Annotated in this window: 20 protein-coding genes and 1 riboswitch; of the genes, 8 read left to right on the top strand and 12 right to left on the bottom strand. The window is 54.9% G+C overall.

The annotated features are described in order from the left end of the window. The first annotated feature begins 62 nt into the window (after window positions 1-62). Window positions 63-824: an arylamine N-acetyltransferase gene (locus tag KGP16_RS08140; protein WP_059201991.1), complete on the top strand. Its 762-nt coding sequence runs from the start codon at window positions 63-65 to the stop codon at window positions 822-824. Here the strand turns inward: KGP16_RS08140 and dusC are convergent. The 3 genes from dusC to rhlE form a co-directional block, all read right to left on the bottom strand. Further along, window positions 821-1750, bottom strand: coding sequence for a tRNA dihydrouridine(16) synthase DusC (dusC, locus tag KGP16_RS08135; RefSeq protein WP_021180408.1), 930 nt, complete (start codon window positions 1748-1750; stop codon window positions 821-823). The genes KGP16_RS08140 and dusC overlap by 4 nt on opposite strands. Window positions 1751-1824: 74 nt before the next feature. After that, a complete protein-coding gene (locus KGP16_RS08130) occupies window positions 1825-2784 on the bottom strand; it encodes a D-2-hydroxyacid dehydrogenase family protein (protein WP_223501129.1) in 960 nt (319 codons plus the stop codon). A 71-nt stretch (window positions 2785-2855) separates the two neighbouring features. Next, a complete protein-coding gene (rhlE, locus tag KGP16_RS08125; protein ID WP_021180406.1) occupies window positions 2856-4229 on the bottom strand; it encodes an ATP-dependent RNA helicase RhlE in 1374 nt (457 codons plus the stop codon). 324 nt (window positions 4230-4553) lie between these two features. On the opposite strand from rhlE, the gene cecR reads away from it, so the two are divergent. The 6 genes from cecR (at window position 4554) to dinQ (ending at window position 10697) form a co-directional block, all read left to right on the top strand. Next, window positions 4554-5252 carry a transcriptional regulator CecR gene (gene cecR, locus KGP16_RS08120; protein WP_021805219.1) on the top strand — a complete coding sequence of 233 codons (699 nt, stop codon included), beginning with the start codon at window positions 4554-4556 and terminating at the stop codon, window positions 5250-5252. Between the two features lie 27 nt (window positions 5253-5279). Continuing rightward, entirely contained in the window at window positions 5280-6266 is a 987-nt protein-coding gene (hlyD, locus tag KGP16_RS08115; protein ID WP_021805220.1) for a secretion protein HlyD, read from the top strand. Window positions 6267-6275: 9 nt separating this feature from the next. Further along, window positions 6276-8012 carry an ATP-binding cassette domain-containing protein gene (locus tag KGP16_RS08110; RefSeq protein ID WP_223501128.1) on the top strand — a complete coding sequence of 579 codons (1737 nt, stop codon included), beginning with the start codon at window positions 6276-6278 and terminating at the stop codon, window positions 8010-8012. Then, the gene (locus KGP16_RS08105) at window positions 8009-9145 is read left to right on the top strand and encodes an ABC transporter permease (protein ID WP_021805222.1); all 1137 of its coding nucleotides are present in this window, start codon (window positions 8009-8011) and stop codon (window positions 9143-9145) included. Before KGP16_RS08110 ends, KGP16_RS08105 begins: the two co-directional genes overlap by 4 nt. A 9-nt stretch (window positions 9146-9154) precedes the next feature. Continuing rightward, complete coding sequence (locus KGP16_RS08100; protein ID WP_021805223.1) at window positions 9155-10261, top strand: ABC transporter permease; 1107 nt, start codon at window positions 9155-9157, stop codon at window positions 10259-10261. A 352-nt stretch (window positions 10262-10613) separates the two neighbouring features. Beyond that, complete coding sequence (dinQ, locus tag KGP16_RS27670) at window positions 10614-10697, top strand: damage-inducible type I toxin DinQ (RefSeq protein WP_363136641.1); 84 nt, start codon at window positions 10614-10616, stop codon at window positions 10695-10697. Between the two features lie 562 nt (window positions 10698-11259). Here dinQ and KGP16_RS08095 read toward each other — a convergent pair. The 7 genes from KGP16_RS08095 to moaA form a co-directional block, all read right to left on the bottom strand. Beyond that, window positions 11260-11691 (bottom strand): DUF2628 domain-containing protein, encoded by a 432-nt coding sequence (locus KGP16_RS08095; protein WP_059200189.1) that lies wholly within the window; start codon window positions 11689-11691, stop codon window positions 11260-11262. 198 nt (window positions 11692-11889) lie between these two features. Further along, on the bottom strand, window positions 11890-12597 hold the full coding sequence (locus tag KGP16_RS08090) for a Bax inhibitor-1/YccA family protein (RefSeq protein WP_021180400.1): 708 nt from the start codon (window positions 12595-12597) through the stop codon (window positions 11890-11892). A gap of 125 nt (window positions 12598-12722) precedes the next feature. After that, window positions 12723-13175 carry a molybdopterin synthase catalytic subunit MoaE gene (gene moaE / locus KGP16_RS08085; RefSeq protein ID WP_021805225.1) on the bottom strand — a complete coding sequence of 151 codons (453 nt, stop codon included), beginning with the start codon at window positions 13173-13175 and terminating at the stop codon, window positions 12723-12725. Window positions 13176-13177: 2 nt separating this feature from the next. Next, window positions 13178-13423 carry a molybdopterin synthase sulfur carrier subunit gene (gene moaD, locus KGP16_RS08080; RefSeq protein ID WP_021805226.1) on the bottom strand — a complete coding sequence of 82 codons (246 nt, stop codon included), beginning with the start codon at window positions 13421-13423 and terminating at the stop codon, window positions 13178-13180. Further along, complete coding sequence (gene moaC / locus KGP16_RS08075; RefSeq protein ID WP_021180397.1) at window positions 13420-13899, bottom strand: cyclic pyranopterin monophosphate synthase MoaC; 480 nt, start codon at window positions 13897-13899, stop codon at window positions 13420-13422. The genes moaD and moaC overlap by 4 nt, the downstream gene beginning before the upstream one ends. Before the next feature lie 3 nt (window positions 13900-13902). Then, window positions 13903-14415, bottom strand: coding sequence for a molybdenum cofactor biosynthesis protein B (moaB, locus tag KGP16_RS08070; protein WP_021805228.1), 513 nt, complete (start codon window positions 14413-14415; stop codon window positions 13903-13905). A 138-nt stretch (window positions 14416-14553) separates the two neighbouring features. Further along, window positions 14554-15537, bottom strand: coding sequence for a GTP 3',8-cyclase MoaA (gene moaA / locus KGP16_RS08065; protein ID WP_179246199.1), 984 nt, complete (start codon window positions 15535-15537; stop codon window positions 14554-14556). Continuing rightward, a riboswitch (molybdenum cofactor riboswitch) is annotated at window positions 15528-15670 on the bottom strand. (Overlaps the previous gene by 10 nt.) Before the next feature lie 263 nt (window positions 15671-15933). Between moaA and yvcK the strand changes: the two genes are divergently transcribed. After that, on the top strand, window positions 15934-16851 hold the full coding sequence (yvcK, locus tag KGP16_RS08060; protein ID WP_218519673.1) for a uridine diphosphate-N-acetylglucosamine-binding protein YvcK: 918 nt from the start codon (window positions 15934-15936) through the stop codon (window positions 16849-16851). Here yvcK and KGP16_RS08055 read toward each other — a convergent pair. After that, window positions 16848-17093: a VF530 family DNA-binding protein gene (locus KGP16_RS08055; protein WP_021180393.1), complete on the bottom strand. Its 246-nt coding sequence runs from the start codon at window positions 17091-17093 to the stop codon at window positions 16848-16850. The two genes, yvcK and KGP16_RS08055, sit on opposite strands and share 4 nt — an antisense overlap. A gap of 102 nt (window positions 17094-17195) precedes the next feature. Further along, window positions 17196-19208 (bottom strand): excinuclease ABC subunit UvrB, encoded by a 2013-nt coding sequence (gene uvrB / locus KGP16_RS08050; protein ID WP_021805232.1) that lies wholly within the window; start codon window positions 19206-19208, stop codon window positions 17196-17198. Window positions 19209-19464: the final 256 nt, after the last annotated feature.

The following is a 19464-nucleotide window of genomic DNA, read 5'->3' as shown; positions in this document are numbered from 1 at the left end:
CTTCCCCGACTGCCGCAATTCCCGCTAATTTATGCAAAATTTCCCGTCTAGCGAGAATTCTGGTGGACATACCACGCTATCTGCAACACATCGGCTTCACAGGCACACCACAGGCCGATCTGCAAACTCTGCAACAGCTGCATCGCTGCCATATGCTGGCGGTACCCTTCGAGAATTTGAGCATTATCTATCATCAGGGAATCGATCTCAGCGAGGCCGGGCTGTTCAGCAAAATCGTCGAGCATAATCGCGGTGGGTTTTGCTATGAATTGAACCGGATATTCGCCCTGCTGTTGCAGCAGATCGGCTTTAAGGTGACGTTTATATCCGGGGAAATCCACGCCAGAGACGGCTCTTTTGGTCCGCCATTTGACCATATGGCGCTGGTGGTGACCCTGGATCAGCCGTATCTGGTCGATGTAGGGTTTGGTGATTCTTTCCTCGCCCCGCTGAAAATCACCACCACCGAACAACAACCGCAGGCCAGCGGCACCTTTCATCTTGAGCAAGACGGTGAGTGGTATCATCTCGAGCGCCGCAACGGCGATCGGACCTCCCACGCCAAGACGCTTTATCGCTTTACCCTGCAACCCCGGCAGCCGGAAGAGTTTAGCGACATGTGTCACTATCACAGCACTTCGCCACAGTCGCATTTTACCCAAAAGCTGGTGTGCTCCCGCCCCACAGAGGATGGCCGCATCACCCTCAGCGAGTTAAAGCTGATCGTGACCCAAAACCATCATCGTAAGGAGTCTACGCTGCATTCGGAGGAAGAACGGTTGGAGGCGCTGCGACACTATTTCGCCATTGAAATAAGGAGTTAGCGGCAAATCACCCGTGCAATATCCTTGGAGTTGTTTAACGTGCGGATCTCGGTAAACAGCTCCGTGGCTTCCTGATACTCTTTGCGCAGGTAGCTGAGCCACTGTTTGATGCGGGCGACGTGATATAAACCGGTATCGCCCTGCTTTTCCAGATGCACGTACTTTTGCAATAGCTGCACCACCTGCGGCCAAGGCATACGCGGTTCGTTATATTTCACCACCCGGCTCAGGTTGGGGATGTTCAACGCTCCACGCCCCAGCATTACCGCGTCGCAGCCGGTGGCCTGCATACAGGCCTGCGCACTTTGATAGTCCCAGATTTCCCCGTTGGCAATCACCGGGATGGTCAAACGCTGGCGGATCTCACCGATCGCCTGCCAGTTGATGCGATCGGCTTTATAACCGTCCTCTTTGGTACGGCCATGAATGGTGATTTCGGTCGCCCCCGCTTGCTGCACCGCATCGGCAATTTCAAAGCTGCGGGAATCCGAATCCCAACCCAAGCGCACTTTTACCGTCACCGGCAGATGCGCTGGCACCGCGGCGCGCATCGCTTTGGCACCCTGATAAATCAGTTCGGGATCTTTGAGCAAGGTGGCCCCGCCGCCGCTGCCGTTGACATGTTTGGACGGGCAACCGCAGTTCAGATCGACACCGTAAGAACCCAGTTCAACCGCCTGAGCGGCGTTTTCCGCCAGCCATTCGGGATACTGGCCCAGCAGTTGCACCCGCACCTGGGTGCCGGATGGCGTTCTGCTGGCATGGTGCAGTTCCGGACACAGCCGATAGAAGGATTTGGCTGGTAGCCGCTGATCGATCACCCGCAGGAATTCGGTGATGCAGAGATCGTAATCGTTCACCTCGGTGAGCAATTCCCGCACCAGAGAGTCGAGTACCCCCTCCATTGGAGCCAATAATACGCGCATGCCTACCCCTGCTATCTAAGAGGGCGCAATGATACGGGCGAAAGAGGGAGCCAACAAGCCTCCCGCCGATAAAATTAGCCTAGCTTGCGCAGCGGCTCACCGGCAATAAACGCCTGGATATCAGCAATCGCTTCCCGGAAATAGGTGCGGTAGTTATCATCCGCCACATAACCCACATGCGGCGTAGCCAGCACGTTGGGCAAGAGGCGCAATGGGTGATCGGCTGGCAGTGGCTCTACTTCAAACACGTCCAGCCCGGCACCGGCGATCTGTCCGGTTTGCAGCGCCTCAACCAACGCTTGTTGATCGACAATTGCCGCGCGTGAGGTGTTGATCAGGAATGCACTGGTTTTCATCTGCGCCAGCGCCTGGCGGTCGATCAGCCCACGGCTGCGATCGCTTAACACCAGATGGACCGAAACAAAGTCACTCGCTGCCAACAGCACCTGTTTTGACTCGGCAAGTTGCACACCGAATTCCTGTGCCCTTTCAGCCGTCAGATTTTGGCTCCAGGCCACGACGTTCATACCAAACGCCTGTGCCACCTTTGCCATCTGGCCGCCGATCTTGCCCAGCCCCAGTAAGCCTAACGTTTTCCCATGCAAAGTGATGCCAACATGTTGCTGCCAAGGCCCGTTGGCACGCAATCCGCTGCTTTCAGCCACCAGATGCTTGGCCAAGCCGAGGATCAGCGCCCAGGTCAGTTCCATCGGCGCTTCAGAACCGCTGGCGGTGCCACAAACGGTAATCCCTTGCCGGGTTGCCGCTGGCAGATCGATCGAAGCGTTGCGCATGCCTGAGGTGATCAGCAATTGCAGTTTTGGCAAACGGGCAAGCAATGCGGCGGTGAACGGCGTGCGCTCTCGCATAATCACCACGATCTCGCAGTCGTTGATGCGGCTCACCAGTTGGTCTTCATCGTCAATATGCTCGCGCAGGGAGAAGACCTCGACCTGCTCGCCAAGGACGGACCAATCCGCCATCGTCAGCGCTACACCTTGGTAATCATCAAGAATTGCACACTTTAATTTCATCTGGATCTCCTGAAACAGGCGAAAAAAAACCGCCAATAATTGGCGGTTCAGTATAGATCACTAATCGAGGATCACTCAGAGGGTTTATGGCTACGCGGACGGCGCGATGGAGCACCTGAACGTGGTTTGCCGTCACCCTGCGGGCGAGCACTGCCGCCGCCGCGATTTTCACGCTGACCGCCGCCATTGCCACTACGCTGGCCGCCACCGTTACCGGTACGCGGAGCGCCGCCGCCGTTGCCACGCGGAGCACCACGGCCACCACCAGCCTGACGGCCATTGATGATCGGTTCGGCTTTGATGCTTGGGTCCGGCTCATAGCCTGGCAGCGCAATACGTGGAATTTCACGCTTGAGCAGGCGCTCAATATCACGCAGCAGTTTGTGTTCATCCACGCAGACCAACGAGATCGCCTCACCGGTACGCTCGGCACGGCCAGTACGGCCAATGCGGTGGACGTAATCTTCCGGTACGTTTGGCAGCTCGTAGTTCACTACGTGTGGCAGTTGATCGATATCCAGACCACGTGCAGCGATGTCTGTAGCTACCAGCACGCGGATTTTGCCGTCTTTAAAATCTGCCAATGCGCGGGTACGGGCACCCTGGCTTTTATTGCCGTGGATAGCCGCAGCGGTGATGCCATCTTTATTCAGTTGTTCAGCCAAATGGTTGGCACCGTGCTTGGTACGGTTAAATACCAGCACCTGCTTCCAGTCACCTTCGCCGATCATCTGGGAAAGCAGTTCACGCTTACGCTTCTTATCGACAAAGTGAACGCTCTGTTCAATTTGCTCAGATGCGGTGTTGCGGCGAGCCACTTCTACCGAGGCCGGGTTGGTCAGCAGTTTACTGGCCAGCCCTTTGATCTCATCGGAGAAGGTCGCGGAGAACAGCAGGTTCTGACGCTTGGCAGGCAGCTTGGACAGCACGCGGCGGATATCATGGATAAAGCCCATATCCAGCATGCGGTCGGCTTCGTCCAGCACCAGAATTTCAATTTTGGACAGATCAACCGCGTTCTGATGTTCCAGATCCAGCAGGCGACCCGGCGTTGCCACCAGGATGTCGACGCCGCCGCGCAGCTTCATCATCTGCGGGTTGATGCTCACACCACCAAACACCACCAGCGAACGCAGGCGCAGGTGTTTGCTGTAAGCCTCAACGTTTTCACCGATTTGTGCAGCCAGTTCACGGGTTGGCGTCAGGATCAACGCGCGCACCGGACGACGGCCTTTGATTGGGTGATCGTGTTTGCTCAGCAGCTGTAATAGCGGCAAGGTAAAACCAGCTGTTTTACCGGTGCCGGTCTGGGCGCTGGCCATCAGGTCACGGCCTGCCAATACCACCGGGATTGCCTGGCGTTGAATTGGCGTAGGTTCGCGATAGCCCTGTTCTTCAACAGCGCGCAGAATTTCAGCACTTAAGCCGAGGGTTTCAAATGACATAGTAGAGAAAAACTCCAGATCCCCCCTAACCTAAACAAATGTTCGGTGCAGTTTCCGGGAGGATTATCAGACGGGGCATAAGGAGGTACTCGCACTTTTTTGCGGCACATCCTCGGCATGACCTCGAGGGATTGGCACAAACTGCAGTGCACCAAGCGCGAGAGTGTAGCAGAAATCGAACAAGAAAAGGCAATTTTACGTGTTCACAGCACTTTTCGCCGAGCAAGCTCACGGAAAAGCAAAATGTTCTGGCCTGTGGTTTACATTTTAGCCCGTCCGGCCTAAAGTTAATCATATGATTGATTAACTTTTTTAGGTCAACCTATGTCCTCTGCAGAAAACCCGCCGCTAAGCCCTCTCAAACGGGGTGAGCAAGCGCGCCAACAACTGCTCACCGCCGCGATTGAAGTGTTCGGCGAATATGGCCTTTCGGGTGCCACCACGCGGCAAATCGCCCAGCGTGCCGGGCAGAACATCGCCGCTATCACCTATTATTTCAACTCGAAAGAGGGGTTATACCTGGCGGTAGCCCAGTGGATTGCCGACTTTATCCAGCAAAGCTTCCGCCCACTGAGCGAAGAAATCGAACGTTTCTATCAACTGCCCGCGGAGCAACGCCAGCCGGAGCGTTATCTCTACCATCTCAAAAGCGGGTTGCTGGCCTTCAGCCAACTGATGACCGAACCCCACACGCTCAACCTGAGCAAGATTATGTCTCGCGAACAGCTTTCGCCAACCGATGCTTATCCGCTGATCCACCAGCAAGTGATAGCCCCGTTGCATCACTTACTGTGTCGCCTGTTAGCGGGCTACACCGGCATCGATGAGCGTTCCACCAAAATCGTCTTGCATACCCATGCGCTGATCGGTGAGGTTCTGGCATTCCGCGTTGGCCGGGAAACTTTGCTACGCCAGGCAGGCTGGCATCAGATCGCGGCAGAAGAAGCCGAGCAAATTAGCGAGGTGCTGGCCGAACATATCGACATTCTGGTTAACGGGCTACGCCAGCGTTACGCCGTCTAACTTTCCGTCTTGCAGTCAAGGAACATTATGAACAAGAAAAGAGTTGCCATTGTGGGTATAGCGATCGTGCTGATCGCCGCTGCGGCCTACGGTTTCTGGTCTTACCAACGCCAGCAGGACAAGCCTTTGACGCTGTATGGCAATGTAGATATCCGCACGGTCAACCTGGGTTTCCGCGTTAATGGCCGGTTGGCCTCACTGGCGGTAGACGAAGGGGACAGCGTGCAACAGGGGCAGCTGCTGGGCAAACTGGACGATGCCCCTTACCAGAACGCGTTGCTACAGGCACAGGCCAACGTTGCCAGCGCCAAAGCCAAACTGGATTTATTGCAGGCAGGCTACCGCAACGAGGAGATTGCTCAGGTACGATCCGAAGTGGCGCAACGGCAGTCGGCCTTCAGTTATGCCGACAGCTTCTTCCAACGTCAGCAGGGGCTATGGGCGAAAAAGGCGACCTCTGCCAACGCCCTGGAAGATGCCCGCACCGCGCGTAATCAGGCGCAGGCAAATTTGCAGGCGTCGAAAGACAAACTGTCGCAATACCTGACCGGTAACCGCCCACAGGAAATCGAACAGGCCAAAGCCAATCTGGCACTAGCCGAGGCAGCACTGGCGCAAGCCCAGTTGGATCTGCATGACACCACCCTGCTCTCTCCGTCCGTTGGTACGGTAATGACGCGAGCCGTGGAGCCAGGCACCATGCTCAGCGCTGGCAGCACAGTGTTTACCCTATCGTTGACGCGGCCGGTATGGGTTCGTGCCTACATCAATGAAGCCAGCCTGGGTAGCGCTACGCCAGGTACCGAAGTCTTGATCGAGACCGACAGCCGCCCTGGCAAGCCTTATCACGGCAAGATCGGCTTTGTTTCCCCCACCGCGGAGTTCACCCCCAAAAGCGTAGAAACGCCGGATCTGCGTACCGATCTGGTCTACCGCCTGCGGATCATCGTCAACGATGCCGATGACGCCTTGCGTCAGGGGATGCCGGTAACCGTCCATTTCACACAACCGTAAGGAACCGTGATGGCACAGGCACATACGATTGAACTGGTGGCGTTGGAAAAACGCTTTCCATCACTCGATAAACCGGCGGTAGCCAGCCTGACGACCACGTTGCGCAGTGGCGCGGTGACCGGGCTGGTTGGCCCCGATGGCGCGGGCAAAACTACCCTGCTGCGCATGTTGGCAGGTTTGCTGCTCCCCAGCAGCGGCAAGCTGACCGTCGCCGGGTTGGATCCGATCGCACAGGATCGCCAGTTGCACGCTATTCTCGGTTACATGCCGCAGAAATTCGGGCTGTATGAAGATCTGACGGTGATGGAAAATCTCACGCTGTATGCCGATCTGCGCGGAGTCACCGGCGATCTGCGTAAGCAAACCTTTGAGCGGTTGCTGACGTTTACCGATCTGACCCGCTTTACCGAACGGCTGGCGGGCAAGCTTTCCGGCGGGATGAAGCAAAAGCTCGGGCTGGCCTGTACGCTGCTTGGTCAACCTCAGGTGCTGCTGCTGGATGAGCCCGGCGTCGGCGTCGATCCCATTTCACGTCGTGAACTGTGGCGAATGGTGCATGAGCTGGCCAACGACGGCATGCTGATCCTGTGGAGTACCTCCTATCTAGACGAAGCTGAGCAGTGCCGCGAAGTGCTGCTGATGAACGAAGGTGAGTTGCTGTTCAGCGGCGCGCCACAGGATCTTACCCAGCGCATGGCTGGCCGTACCATTTTGATCGACACCCCAGCCGGTAGCCACCGATCGCTGTTGCAGCGGGCGATCTGCCTGCCTGCGGTTAGCGACGGTGTGATCCAGGGGAAATATCTGCGGCTGATCCTCAAGCCGGGTGAAGATCACCAGCAGGTATTGCGGGATCTGGATCTGCCACAGGCCGAATTAACCGAGGCCGAACCGCGTTTTGAGGATGCGTTTATCGATCTGCTGGGCGGCGGCCCGAACAGCAAATCCGCCCTGGCCGAGATCATGCCTACGGTAACGGGCGACAACTCGGAAACGGTGATCGAAGCACAGGGGTTGACCAAAAAATTCGGCGACTTTGCGGCCACCGAACATGTGGATTTCAAGGTGCAGCGCGGCGAGATTTTTGGCCTGCTTGGCCCCAACGGCGCGGGCAAATCCACCACCTTCAAGATGATGTGTGGCCTGCTGGTACCTAGCGATGGCAAAGCGCTGGTGCTCGGTATGGATCTAAAAACCAGCTCCGGCAAAGCGCGCCAGCATCTGGGCTATATGGCGCAGAAATTTTCGCTGTATGGCAACCTGACGGTGGCCCAGAACCTGAAGTTTTTCTCTGGCGTTTATGGGCTAAGCGGTAAGAGCCAGCGCGATAAAATCGAGGAGATGTCTCGCGCCTTCAACTTCGCCCCGATCCTCAACCAAACGCCGGATTCGCTTCCGCTCGGTTTCAAACAGCGGCTGGCGCTGGCCTGCGCGCTGATGCATGAGCCAGATATTCTGTTTCTTGATGAGCCCACCTCGGGCGTCGATCCCCTGACCCGGCGCGAGTTCTGGCTGCACATCAACGGCATGGTGGATAAAGGCGTGACGGTGATGGTCACCACCCACTTTATGGATGAAGCGGAATACTGCGATCGTATCGGCCTGGTGTATCGCGGCAAAATCATCGCCGCCGGTACGCCGGACGATCTCAAACAGCAGATAGCCAGCGAGCAAAACCCCAACCCTTCGATGGAAGAGGCGTTTATCGAACTGGTGCAGGGTTACGATCGGGAGGAGACAGCATGAGCAGCGACAACGGCTTTTCCTGGCGGCGACTGCGGGCATTGTGCCTGAAAGAAACCCGGCAGATATTGCGCGATCCCAGCAGCGGACTGATTGCCTTCGTCATTCCGTTGATGCTGCTGTTTATCTTTGGCTACGGCATCAATCTGGATTCCAGCAAGCTACGGCTGGGGATCCTGATGGAGCAGCAAAGCGAAGAGGCTCGCGATCTGGCTAATGCCTTTATCGGCTCGCCCTATATTGAACCGACCGTCAGCGATAACCGCCAGCAGCTGATCCAGATGATGCAGGCTGGCAGCATCCGCGGCCTGGTAGTGATCCCCAGCGATTTTGCCGAGCATTTGGCAAGGCCCAACGACCGCGCTCCGTTGCAGGTCATTACTGACGGCAGCGAGCCCAATACCGCCAACTTTGTGCAAGGCTATACCCAGGGGATCTGGCAAATCTGGCAGCAACAGCGCGCCACCGATCTGGGGCGTGATGACAAGCCACTGATTGAAGTCCAGATGCGCTACTGGTTTAACCCGGCGGCCATCAGCCAGCACTTTATTATTCCGGGGGCCATCACCATTATCATGACGGTGATCGGTGCCATTCTGACCTCGTTGGTAATCGCCCGCGAATGGGAGCGTGGCACCATGGAGGCACTGCTTTCCACCCAGGTCACACGCAGCGAGCTGCTGCTGTCCAAGCTGGTGCCGTACTATTTCCTGGGCATGATCGCCATGGTGCTGTGTATGGTGGTTTCGGTATTTGTACTCGGCGTGCCCTACCGTGGCTCCCTGCTGCTGCTGTTCGTGATCAGTAGCCTGTTCCTGGCCAGCACGCTCGGCATGGGGCTGTTAATCTCGACCATCACCCGCAACCAGTTTAACGCGGCAATGGTAGCCCTGAACGCCGCCTTTTTACCTTCAATTATGCTGTCTGGATTTATCTTCCAGATCGACAGTATGCCCGCCGTGGTGCGTGCGGTGACCTATATCATTCCGGCGCGCTACTTTGTCAGCACGCTGCAAACACTGTTCCTGGCGGGCAACATCGGCACCGTGTTGGTGATTAACCTGCTGTTTTTGATCGCCTCGGCGGTGGTGTTTATCGGCCTGACGGCCTGGAAAACCCAGCGGCGGCTGGATTAAGGGGAAGCCATGTTTCACCGTCTCTGGACGTTGATCGTTAAAGAAATGCAGTCGTTGCTGCGCGATCCGCAGACCCGCGCGATCCTGATTATGCCGGTGTTGTTGCAGGTGGTGTTGTTCCCGTTCGCCGCCACGCTGGAAGTCACCAACGCCACCATCGCGGTGTACAGTGAGGACAGCGGCCAGCACTCCATTGAGCTGACTCAGCGCCTCGCCAAAGCCAAAGCCTTTTCTCACGTGCTGTTGTTACGCAGCCCGCAGGAGATTAGAACCACCATTGATAATCAGAAGGCGCTGCTGCTGGTCCGCTTCCCGGCCAACTTCTCACGGGATATCGCCAGCGGTAATACCGCGCCGTTGCAGTTGATCCTCGATGGTCGTAACTCCAACAGCGCGCAGATCGCCGCCAACTATGTGCAACAGATCGTGCAGGACTACCAGAATGAGCTGATTGGGCAGCGTACCAAGCCCAACAACAGCGAACTGGTGGTGCGTAACTGGTATAACCCGAATCTGGATTACAAATGGTTCGTGGTGCCTTCGCTGATCGCGATGATCACCACCATCGGCGTACTGATCGTTACCTCACTTTCCGTCGCGCGTGAACGTGAGCAAGGCACGTTAGAGCAGTTATTGGTTTCGCCTTTAACCACCTGGCAGATCTTTATCGGCAAGGCGGTACCGGCCCTGATCATTGCCACCTTCCAGGCTTCGATCGTGTTGTTTATCGGTATCTTTGCCTATCAGATCCCGTTTGCCGGTTCGCTGCTGCTGTTCTATGGCACCATGCTGGTTTACGGGCTGTCTTTGGTGGGCTTCGGGCTGCTGATTTCTTCGCTGTGCGCGACGCAGCAGCAGGCATTTATCGGGGTGTTTGTGTTTATGATGCCGGCGATACTGCTTTCCGGCTATGTCTCGCCAGTGGAGAATATGCCGGTTTGGCTACAGCATCTTACCTGGGCCAACCCTATCCGCCATTTCACCGATATCACCAAGCAGATCTACCTCAAGGATGCCGGTTTCGGCATTATCTGGCACAGCCTGTGGCCATTACTGGTGATCACCGCCACCACCGGCAGCGCGGCCTATGCCATGTTCAGACGGAAGATTGCCTGAATTTCGGGCGTAAAAAAACCGACGGGTGAGGTCGGTTTTTTTACTTTCCGGCACTGAGTTGGTGGCTCTAGCCGGAGTGAGGCAGTCCACATCTAACGTAATCAGTATACGCAGGATTTGATTGATTTTCAAACTACCGCATAGACTATATAATCAGCAGGTTAGCGCTGTTTGCTGCGGAACTCTGGTCTGCGAGGGAAAGTATTCAAGTCCTGGCTGGAGTGACGGGTGGTGCCGGTTCTGGTGCTCTAGCCAGAGTGAAGCAGTCCACATCTAACAATGAAGGGCAACCCCTATAACAGGCAGTGTAAGGGCAAGTAGGGGGCTTTCACTCCATTTATGGAGAAAACGGGTGAAAGCTTTAATCGATAAAGTTCTCATCGTTCTGAAAGCGCTGGTTGCGCTGCTGGAACTGATCCGCCGGTTCATCGATTGATGATGGTGGAAACGTAGCTAAGGCCGGGGAGTTAACCACTCTCCGGTTTTTAATATTTCTGTGCAACGGTGAAGTGAAGCGCTATGGAAATGATGTTAAACCGTAAACAGAATGCGTAGAATATGCGTACTGTAATTTAATTGCTTATGGAGGGCGATTTGACGGAATCGGCGGTAGTTAAGGACAACACTTTTGACAGCATGGTCCGTTTTGGGTTGAAGATGGCCTGGTTCAACCTGTTAGCCTTGGTCATTATACTCATGGTAGCCTCTTTCGTGCCTGACGAAACGGCGGAGTGGATCGATCTCGTAGTGAGTATCCTCTGCTTCATCAATATAACGATGAATATCCTGGTATTTTGCTTTGCTTTGGTTGGACTATTTAAATCCAGATTAAAGTGGTCAGCATTGCTAGCTATGTTTATCGTTTTAGTGAGTTTTGCACTTTATCTTATTGTAATAATAGCATCTTTCCAAACCAGCTAGATTTTAAATATGCAGGGCAATATCTAGCTGATTGCCCTGCTCGCTTAACCTTTCAAATATTCATTAGTTAGTAATGTTTAGGATTGCGCAATTTTTTCAGCCGATTTCTTGGTAAAACCTTCTATCGGGTTCCAACCATCCAACCCTTTGACTTCTTTGAGATAGTAGGCATAGTTGGCAATCATGGCACAAGTACCTGCATAGGCAATATTAATACCGCGGATCGCTGGTTCCAGATTCATTGCTGTCCCAGCATCAATAATTATCAGAATCACATTAAGCACTACAACCGCACCGAATAGCACCAACCCTTTCTTCCATAAACCAAGAATGCAGAAATAAATAATACCAAAGAAAAAAGCATAAAAGTTAAAGACATATTTAGTACGGGCGAGGAATTTCATATTTTTTATCGTGTCTTTGTATTGCTGTGAGTGGATATTTCCAGCCACACTGTCAAACAGAGCAAAACGATCTTTCCATTTTTGACTTAATTCGGTCTTATCCATGATAGCTTTTCACAATCCATATTATTATCATCCTAAGTAAAAGACAGATATGACTTTTACCCTCCCTATCCATCGGATATTAAACAAAAAAAACCTTATAGATGTCAAGGTGATAATTTTTCAACCAGAAACCAGAAAAATCCCATAAAAAAGCCCCGTGTTAAAACGGGGCCAGATATTTATTGCTGAGCTAGCATATTAGCGACGGTTGCCGAAGATACGCAGGAGCATCAGGAACAGGTTGATAAAGTCGAGATACAGCGTCAATGCGCCAACGATAGCGTATTTGCGGAAGCTGTCTTTATCATCGGCATTCAGCTGTTCACCCATCGCTTTCAGTTTCTGGGTGTCATACGCCGTCAGGCCCACAAATACCAGCACGCCGATATAGGTGATTGCCCACATCAGCGCCGGGCTTTTCAGCCAGATGTTCACCAGTGAAGCCAGCACAATACCAATCAGCCCCATAAACAGCATACTACCGAAACCGCTCAAATCGCGTTTGGTGGTGTAGCCGTACAGGCTCATCGCGCCGAACATACCCGCAGTGACCACGAAGGTGCTGGCGATCGAGCTATAGGTGTAGGCAATGAAGATGCTCGATAGCGTTAACCCGGTCAGCGCCGAGTAAAGCATAAATAGCCCAGTGGCCATGGTGCCGCTCAGGCGGTTAACCATGCCGGAAATCACAAACACCAGGCCCAACTGCAGGATAATCAGCCCAAAGAAGGTGATCTGGCTAGAGAAAATAAAGTTGATGATCGCAGGCGTATGCGCTGCATACCAGGAAACAAATGCGGTCAACAGCAAGCCACAGGTCATCCAGCCATACACCTGCGCCATATAAGCCTGAATGCCGCTGTTGGCACGTTCAACGATCGAACCATTACGTGGATATCGGTCCATGACGGTTACCTTTTACATGTGAGCCAAGTTTCGGGGAACTTCCCCTGCCAATAGTAAGCGTATCACAGAAAACGCTACGCGAAACGGGCAAAGGTATTGATTTATTTCCGCTGTTGAGGCGCGATTTACCAACGCTTGGCGGCTTGTTTATCCGTATCGCGAGCCTCTACCCAGCGGTCTCCCTGCCCGGTCGCCTCACGTTTCCAGAAGGGAGCTCGGGTTTTCAGGTAATCCATAATAAATTGTGCCGCCTCAAAGGCCATACTGCGGTGAGCGCTGGTCACGCCGACAAACACAATTTCATCACCAGGAAAGAGATCACCGATACGGTGGATCACCGTTACCCGTTGCAATGGCCAACGGGTTCTTGCCTCTGCAACGATCTCTTCAAGGGCTTTTTCAGTCATGCCAGGGTAATGCTCCAACGACAGCGCGCTGACGTCATCCCCCAGATTGTGATTGCGTACCTTGCCGGTAAAGGTCACCACCGCGCCGTCATCATCACACTGTGCCAGCCACTGGTATTCTTCACCTACGCTAAAAGTTGCCTGGCCAACGCGGATACGAGTATTTTCCACTGTTAACCTCCGGTTACCGGTGGAAAGAAAGCCACTTCATCACCGGCTTGCAGCGGATGCTCTGCGGCCACCAGCGATTGGTTGACCGCCGTCAGCAATTTACCGGGCTCCAGCGCCAGCGCCCAACGATCGCCACGCTCGCACAGCGATTTACGCAGCTCTTCAACCGTAAGATACTGCGCTGGCAGGTTCAGCGTGCTGGTGCCGACCAGTTCACGCACCTGGGCGAAAAACAGAATAGTGATCATAATTCCACCTTAAAATCACCGGACTTGCCGCCGCTTTTTGCCAGCAGCCGCACCGGGCCAATGACCATATCTTTCTGTACCGCTTTGCACATGTCGTAGATGGTGAGCGCGGCCACCGAAGCGGCAGTCAACGCCTCCATTTCAACCCCGGTTTTACCGGTCAAACGGCAGCAGGTTTCGATACGCACGCGGTTAAATTCCGGCTGCGCTTCGAGCTGTACTTCCACCTTGCTCAGCATCAACGGATGGCAAAGGGGGATCAGTTCCCAGGTACGCTTCGCGGCCTGAATACCGGCAATACGCGCCGTGGCGAATACGTCGCCTTTATGGTGGCTGCCGTCGATAATCATCGCCAGCGTTGCCGCCTGCATTTCAACAAAAGCCTCGGCACGGGCTTCACGTACCGTCTCCGCTTTGGCAGAGACATCGACCATATGGGCCTCGCCAGCGGCGTTAATGTGGGTTAGCTGCGTCATGGATTATTTCTTCAAATGGGGTAAGAAGTTGCACGGGCGATGGCGCGCGTCCAACTGTTCTTCAATAATACGTTCCCAGGCGGTACGACAGGCGCGGGTGGAACCCGGCATGGCGAAGATCACCGTCTGGTTGGCAATACCGGCCACCGCGCGGGACTGGAGGGTCGCGGTGCCGATCTCTTCGTATGACACCATGCGGAACAGTTCGCCGAACCCTTCCACTTCACGGTCAAACAGCGGCAATAGCGCTTCTGGCGTATTGTCCCCGGAGGTAAAGCCGGTGCCACCGTTAATCAACACGGCCTGCACGTCATCGCTGGCAATCCATGCGGAAACCTGCGCACGGATCTGATAAATATTGTCTTTGACCAAGGCACGTGCCACTACCTGATGGCCGGTTTCCTGCGCGGCTTCCTGTAGATATTGCCCGGAGGTGTCGTCCACTTCAGTGCGGCGATCCGAAACGGTCAGAATGGCAATCTTTGCCGCAATAAATTCACTGCTGATTTGGCTCATTGTGTGTTGTGCTCCTGCTCATTGGATGCTCGGTTAGACTTGGCGTTGCCCCCTCACCCTAACCCTCTCCCACAGGGAGAGGGGACCGATCGAGCTCATATTAATCATCTGGCGTTCCCCGAGGCTATAGGGGACGTGTTAACCGCCGATAAACGATAAGTTCTGCGTGAGACCGCTATTGCCCTGATGCAGGAAGTGGGTCTGCTTTTTGGTTTGCAGCCCGCTTTGAATGCGCATTTTCAGCTGTTCCAGCTGGCCGTCATCCGCCAGCAGATCGCGTAGGGTTATCCCTTGCTCACCAAACAGGCACAGATGCAGATTGCCGATGGCGGAAACCCGCAGGCGGTTGCAACTGGCACAGAAATCTTTTTCGTACGGCATGATCAGACCAATCTCGCCCTGATAATCCGGGTGGCTGAATACCTGCGCCGGGCCATCGCTGCGGCCACGGACTTGACGCTGCCAGCCCTGCTGCTCCAACTGCAGGCGGATCACTTCGCCAGACACATGGTGCTTGCGGAACAGATCGCTGCCATCGCCGGTTTCCATCAGTTCGATAAACCGCAGTTGGATTGGCCGATCCTTGATCCAGTTAAGGAAGCTGCCCAGCTGCTGGTGATTGACATCACGCATCAGCACCGCATTCACCTTCACCTTGCTGTAACCGGCGCTAAAGGCGGCATCGATGCCCTCCATAACCTGGCGGAACTTATCCTGGCCGGTGATGGCATGAAACTGGCGTGCATCAAGGCTGTCTACGCTAACGTTAATCGCCGTGAGGCCCGCATCACGCCAACTGGCCACATCACGTGCCAGACGATAGCCGTTGGTGGTTACAGCCAAGGTTCGGATGGCCGGGTTTTCGCGCACGGCGGCAATAATGTCGGTAAAATCGCGGCGTAAAGAAGGCTCACCGCCGGTCAGGCGTACCTTTTCGGTACCCAGTTCGGCAAAGGCACGGCTGACGCGCCGAATTTCATCCAGAGAGAGGAAGGTCTTGGGGCTGCCGCTCGGTTTATAGCCATCCGGCAGACAGTAGGTGCAACGAAAGTTACACACGTCGGTGATCGACAGGCGCAAATAGTAGAATTTGCGCTCAAAAGCATCAATAAGTTGCGGCACCTGTAACACCTTCCAAATACGGGAGATGCGAGCGTTTCCACTCTGCACCCTGGTGGCTGACTTCGCCACGGCCAAGATACCCTATCGCTCCAAAGAACAACGTAGGTACCAAGGCTAGGAGTTTTGATCCCATCCCCGCTACCTCAAGTAGCCGGAACGAAACCGTGGTTTTCCAGAGAATTCTAGCGCTAAACAGCCGCGATAGCCAATGTGGATTAACGTTATATACTTGTGTATACAGCGAATTTTCACCCTCTCAAGTCTGGATAACCATAATAAACAACCGTTACGCCAGCGAATTGACCAGAATCACGCAAATCGCACTCTTTATCGCGTTTTTGTGTCAAATCCGCTACTTTATGCAGGCAGTCTACCTACCCTGAGTTAAGGAATTTTATGCGCAACCGTACCCTGGCCGATCTTGATCGCGTCGTGGCATTAGGTGGTGGTCACGGTCTTGGCCGTGTGATGTCTTCGCTGTCATCGTTGGGCTCTCGCCTGACCGGCATTGTCACCACGACCGATAACGGCGGTTCTACCGGCCGTATCCGCCGTTCTGAAGGCGGCATTGCCTGGGGTGACACCCGTAATTGCCTCAATCAGCTGATTACCGAGCCTAGCGTCGCCTCGGCGATGTTTGAATACCGTTTTAGCGGCAACGGAGAGTTGGCGGGGCATAACCTGGGGAATCTGATGCTGAAAGCCTTGGATCACCTGAGCGTGCGCCCACTGGAGGCGATCAATCTGGTTCGTAGTCTGCTAAAGATCGACGCGGCGCTGATCCCGATGTCGGAGCAACCGGTCGATCTGATGGCTCACGATCATGAGGGGCACCAGGTCTACGGTGAAGTCAATATCGATCAACTGAGGATCATGCCGCAAGAGCTGATGCTCTCCCCGCCGGTACACGCCACCCGTGAAGCGGTTGAGGCAATCGCGCAGGCCGATCTGATCCTGATCGGGCCAGGCAGTTTTCTTACCAGCCTGATGCCACTGTTGCTGCTTGAGGATCTGACTCAGGCCCTGCGCCGCAGCAGCGCTAATATGGTGTATATCGGTAACCTGGGCCGCGAGCTAAGCGTCGCCGCAGCCGCACTGACGCTGCAAGACAAACTGGTGCTGATGGAAGAGAAGATCGGCCGTAAAATGATTGACGCGGTGATCGTTGGCCCGGCGGTGGATACCAGCGCCATGCAGGATCGCATTGTGGTGCAACAACCGCTGGAAGCCAGCGATATCCCTTATCGCCACGATCGCCAACTATTACGCCAGGCGCTGGATACCGCGTTGGTGCAGCTAGCTAGCCGCGGTTAATCTTGACCCCGGAGCCAAGGATTATCGCTAACGCTGTCGATGTAGAGATCTTCCACCTGCTTGCGTGCCCACGGGGTGCGGCGCAAGAACTTGAGGCTGGATTTGATGCTCGGATCGCTGCTGAAGCAGTTGATGCGAATACGCTCTGCCAGCCCGTTCCAGCCATATTGGGCTACCAGCTTGTTCAGCAGTTGCTCCAGCGTAATGCCGTGTAACGGGTCTTTGGATGGGGTTGCGGTCATGGCGGCTACTCGTCTCAATACTTGGGGCGCACACCTTAATCAGCAAACGGGCGTACGGCAAGAAAATTTACCGGGGCGTGCATACCACGCCCCTTGGGTTCATTATGATAGCGCGATAAATTGCTCGCGCAGCTGGTGAATTTCATCACGCACCGCAGCAGCCTGTTCGAACTCCAGATTCTGCGCATGAGAATACATCTGTGCCTCCAGCTCCTGGATTTTTTGCTCCAGCGCTTTGGGGGTAAGCAGTTGGTATTGCGCCGCGCTCTCTGCCGCTTTGCCCTTCCCTTTGTGCTTGCCACGGCTGCTTGGTTGCCCAAGCTGCAGAATATCCGCAACCTTCTTGTTCAGGCCCTGAGGTACGATACCGTTGGCTTCGTTATGCGCCTGCTGCTTGGCGCGGCGGCGTTCCGTTTCACCGATCGCCTTAGCCATGGAATCGGTGATCCTGTCGCCATACAGTATCGCTTTACCGTTGAGGTTACGCGCCGCTCGGCCAATGGTCTGGATCAGTGAGCGCTCAGAACGCAGGAACCCTTCCTTATCTGCGTCCAGGATCGCTACCAGCGACACCTCTGGCATGTCCAGGCCTTCCCTTAACAGGTTGATGCCCACCAGCACGTCAAACTCGCCCAGACGCAAATCACGGATGATTTCGACACGTTCTACCGTATCGATGTCCGAGTGCAGATAACGCACCCGCTCCCCGTGCTCTTCCAGGTATTCTGTCAGGTCTTCTGCCATGCGTTTGGTCAACGTGGTGACCAGTACGCGCTCGTTGATAGCCACGCGCTTGCGGATCTCGGAAAGCAGATCGTCCACCTGAGTGGTCACCGGGCGCACTTCCACGATCGGATCCAGCAGGCCGGTTGGGCGCACCACCTGATCGATAATATCGCCGCCGGATTTCTCCAGCTCATATTTGCCCGGCGTGGCGGACACGTAGATGGTCTGCGGTGCCGCAGCGGCAAACTCTTCAAAACGCATTGGCCGGTTATCCAGCGCCGAAGGCAGGCGGAAGCCGTATTCCACCAGCGTCTCTTTACGCGAGCGGTCGCCTTTGAACATGCCGCCGATCTGCGGGATGGTGACGTGGGATTCATCTACCACCAGCAACCCGTCAGCCGGCAGATAGTCGAACAAGGTTGGCGGTGGCTCGCCCTCACCGCGCCCTGAAAGATAGCGCGAGTAGTTTTCGATACCGGAGCAGTAGCCCAGCTCGTTCATCATTTCCAGATCGAACTGGGTACGCTGCGTCAAGCGCTGTTCTTCCAACAGCTTGTTGTTTTCCAGCAGCACTTTGCGCCGCTGAGCCAACTCCACCTTGATCTCTTCCATCGCCTGCACGATACGTTCACGCGGGGTGACGTAGTGAGATTTTGGATAAATGGTAAAGCGTGGCACCACCTGCTCAATCTGGCCGGTTAGTGGATCGAACAGCGACAGGCGTTCGACCTCTTCGTCGAACAGCTCAACGCGCAGCGCCAGCTCATCCGATTCCGCCGGGAAAATGTCGATCACTTCGCCACGCACGCGGAAGGTGGCGCGCTGGAAGGCCTGATCGTTGCGGGTATATTGCAGCTCGGCCAGACGGCGCAGGATCGAACGCTGATCGATGATCATGCCCTTGGTCAGGTGCAACATCATTTTCAGGTACAGATCCGGATCGCCCAGGCCGTAGATCGCGGAAACCGAAGCCACCACTACCACGTCACGCCGTTCTAACAGCGCTTTGGTGGCCGACAGGCGCATCTGCTCGATATGTTCGTTGACCGAGGCGTCTTTCTCGATAAAGGTATCGGAGCTAGGTACATAGGCTTCTGGCTGATAGTAATCGTAGTAGGAGACAAAATATTCCACCGCATTCTCGGGAAAGAACTCTTTCATCTCGCCATACAGCTGGGCCGCCAGGGTCTTGTTGGGCGCCAGCACCATGGTGGGCCGGTTGAGATCGGCGATCACATTGGCGATGGTAAAGGTTTTACCCGAGCCGGTAACCCCCAGCAGCGTTTGGTGCGCCAGGCCGTCTTCCAGCCCCTCTTCCAACTTTTGGATGGCTTGCGGCTGATCGCCGGCCGGTTTGAATTCGGAATGCAGTTTGAAATGTTTGCTCATATCCCCATCATCTTTCAGGTTTGCGGCCAGACGGTAGCGGCCTAATTATGGAAAGACCGGAAGATTTCCGCCAGTGCCCATGATACTGGATATAAAACCAGCTTCAAGCGGATTTACGCTATTACGGCCGTTAACGGGGCGCGAACGCACCGGCAAGGTGACAATACCATGACATTTTTATTGTCAATCACCCTGTTATCCCCAGAATGCGATACAAATTAACTTTTGGCCCGGATTGCGCTGAAAAACTGCCCAT

Source organism: Serratia sp. JSRIV006 (assembly GCF_019968685.1).
In the GTDB taxonomy this organism is placed as follows: domain Bacteria; phylum Pseudomonadota; class Gammaproteobacteria; order Enterobacterales; family Enterobacteriaceae; genus Chania; species Chania fonticola_B.
This window is presented reverse-complemented; position numbering and strand designations above follow the sequence as displayed.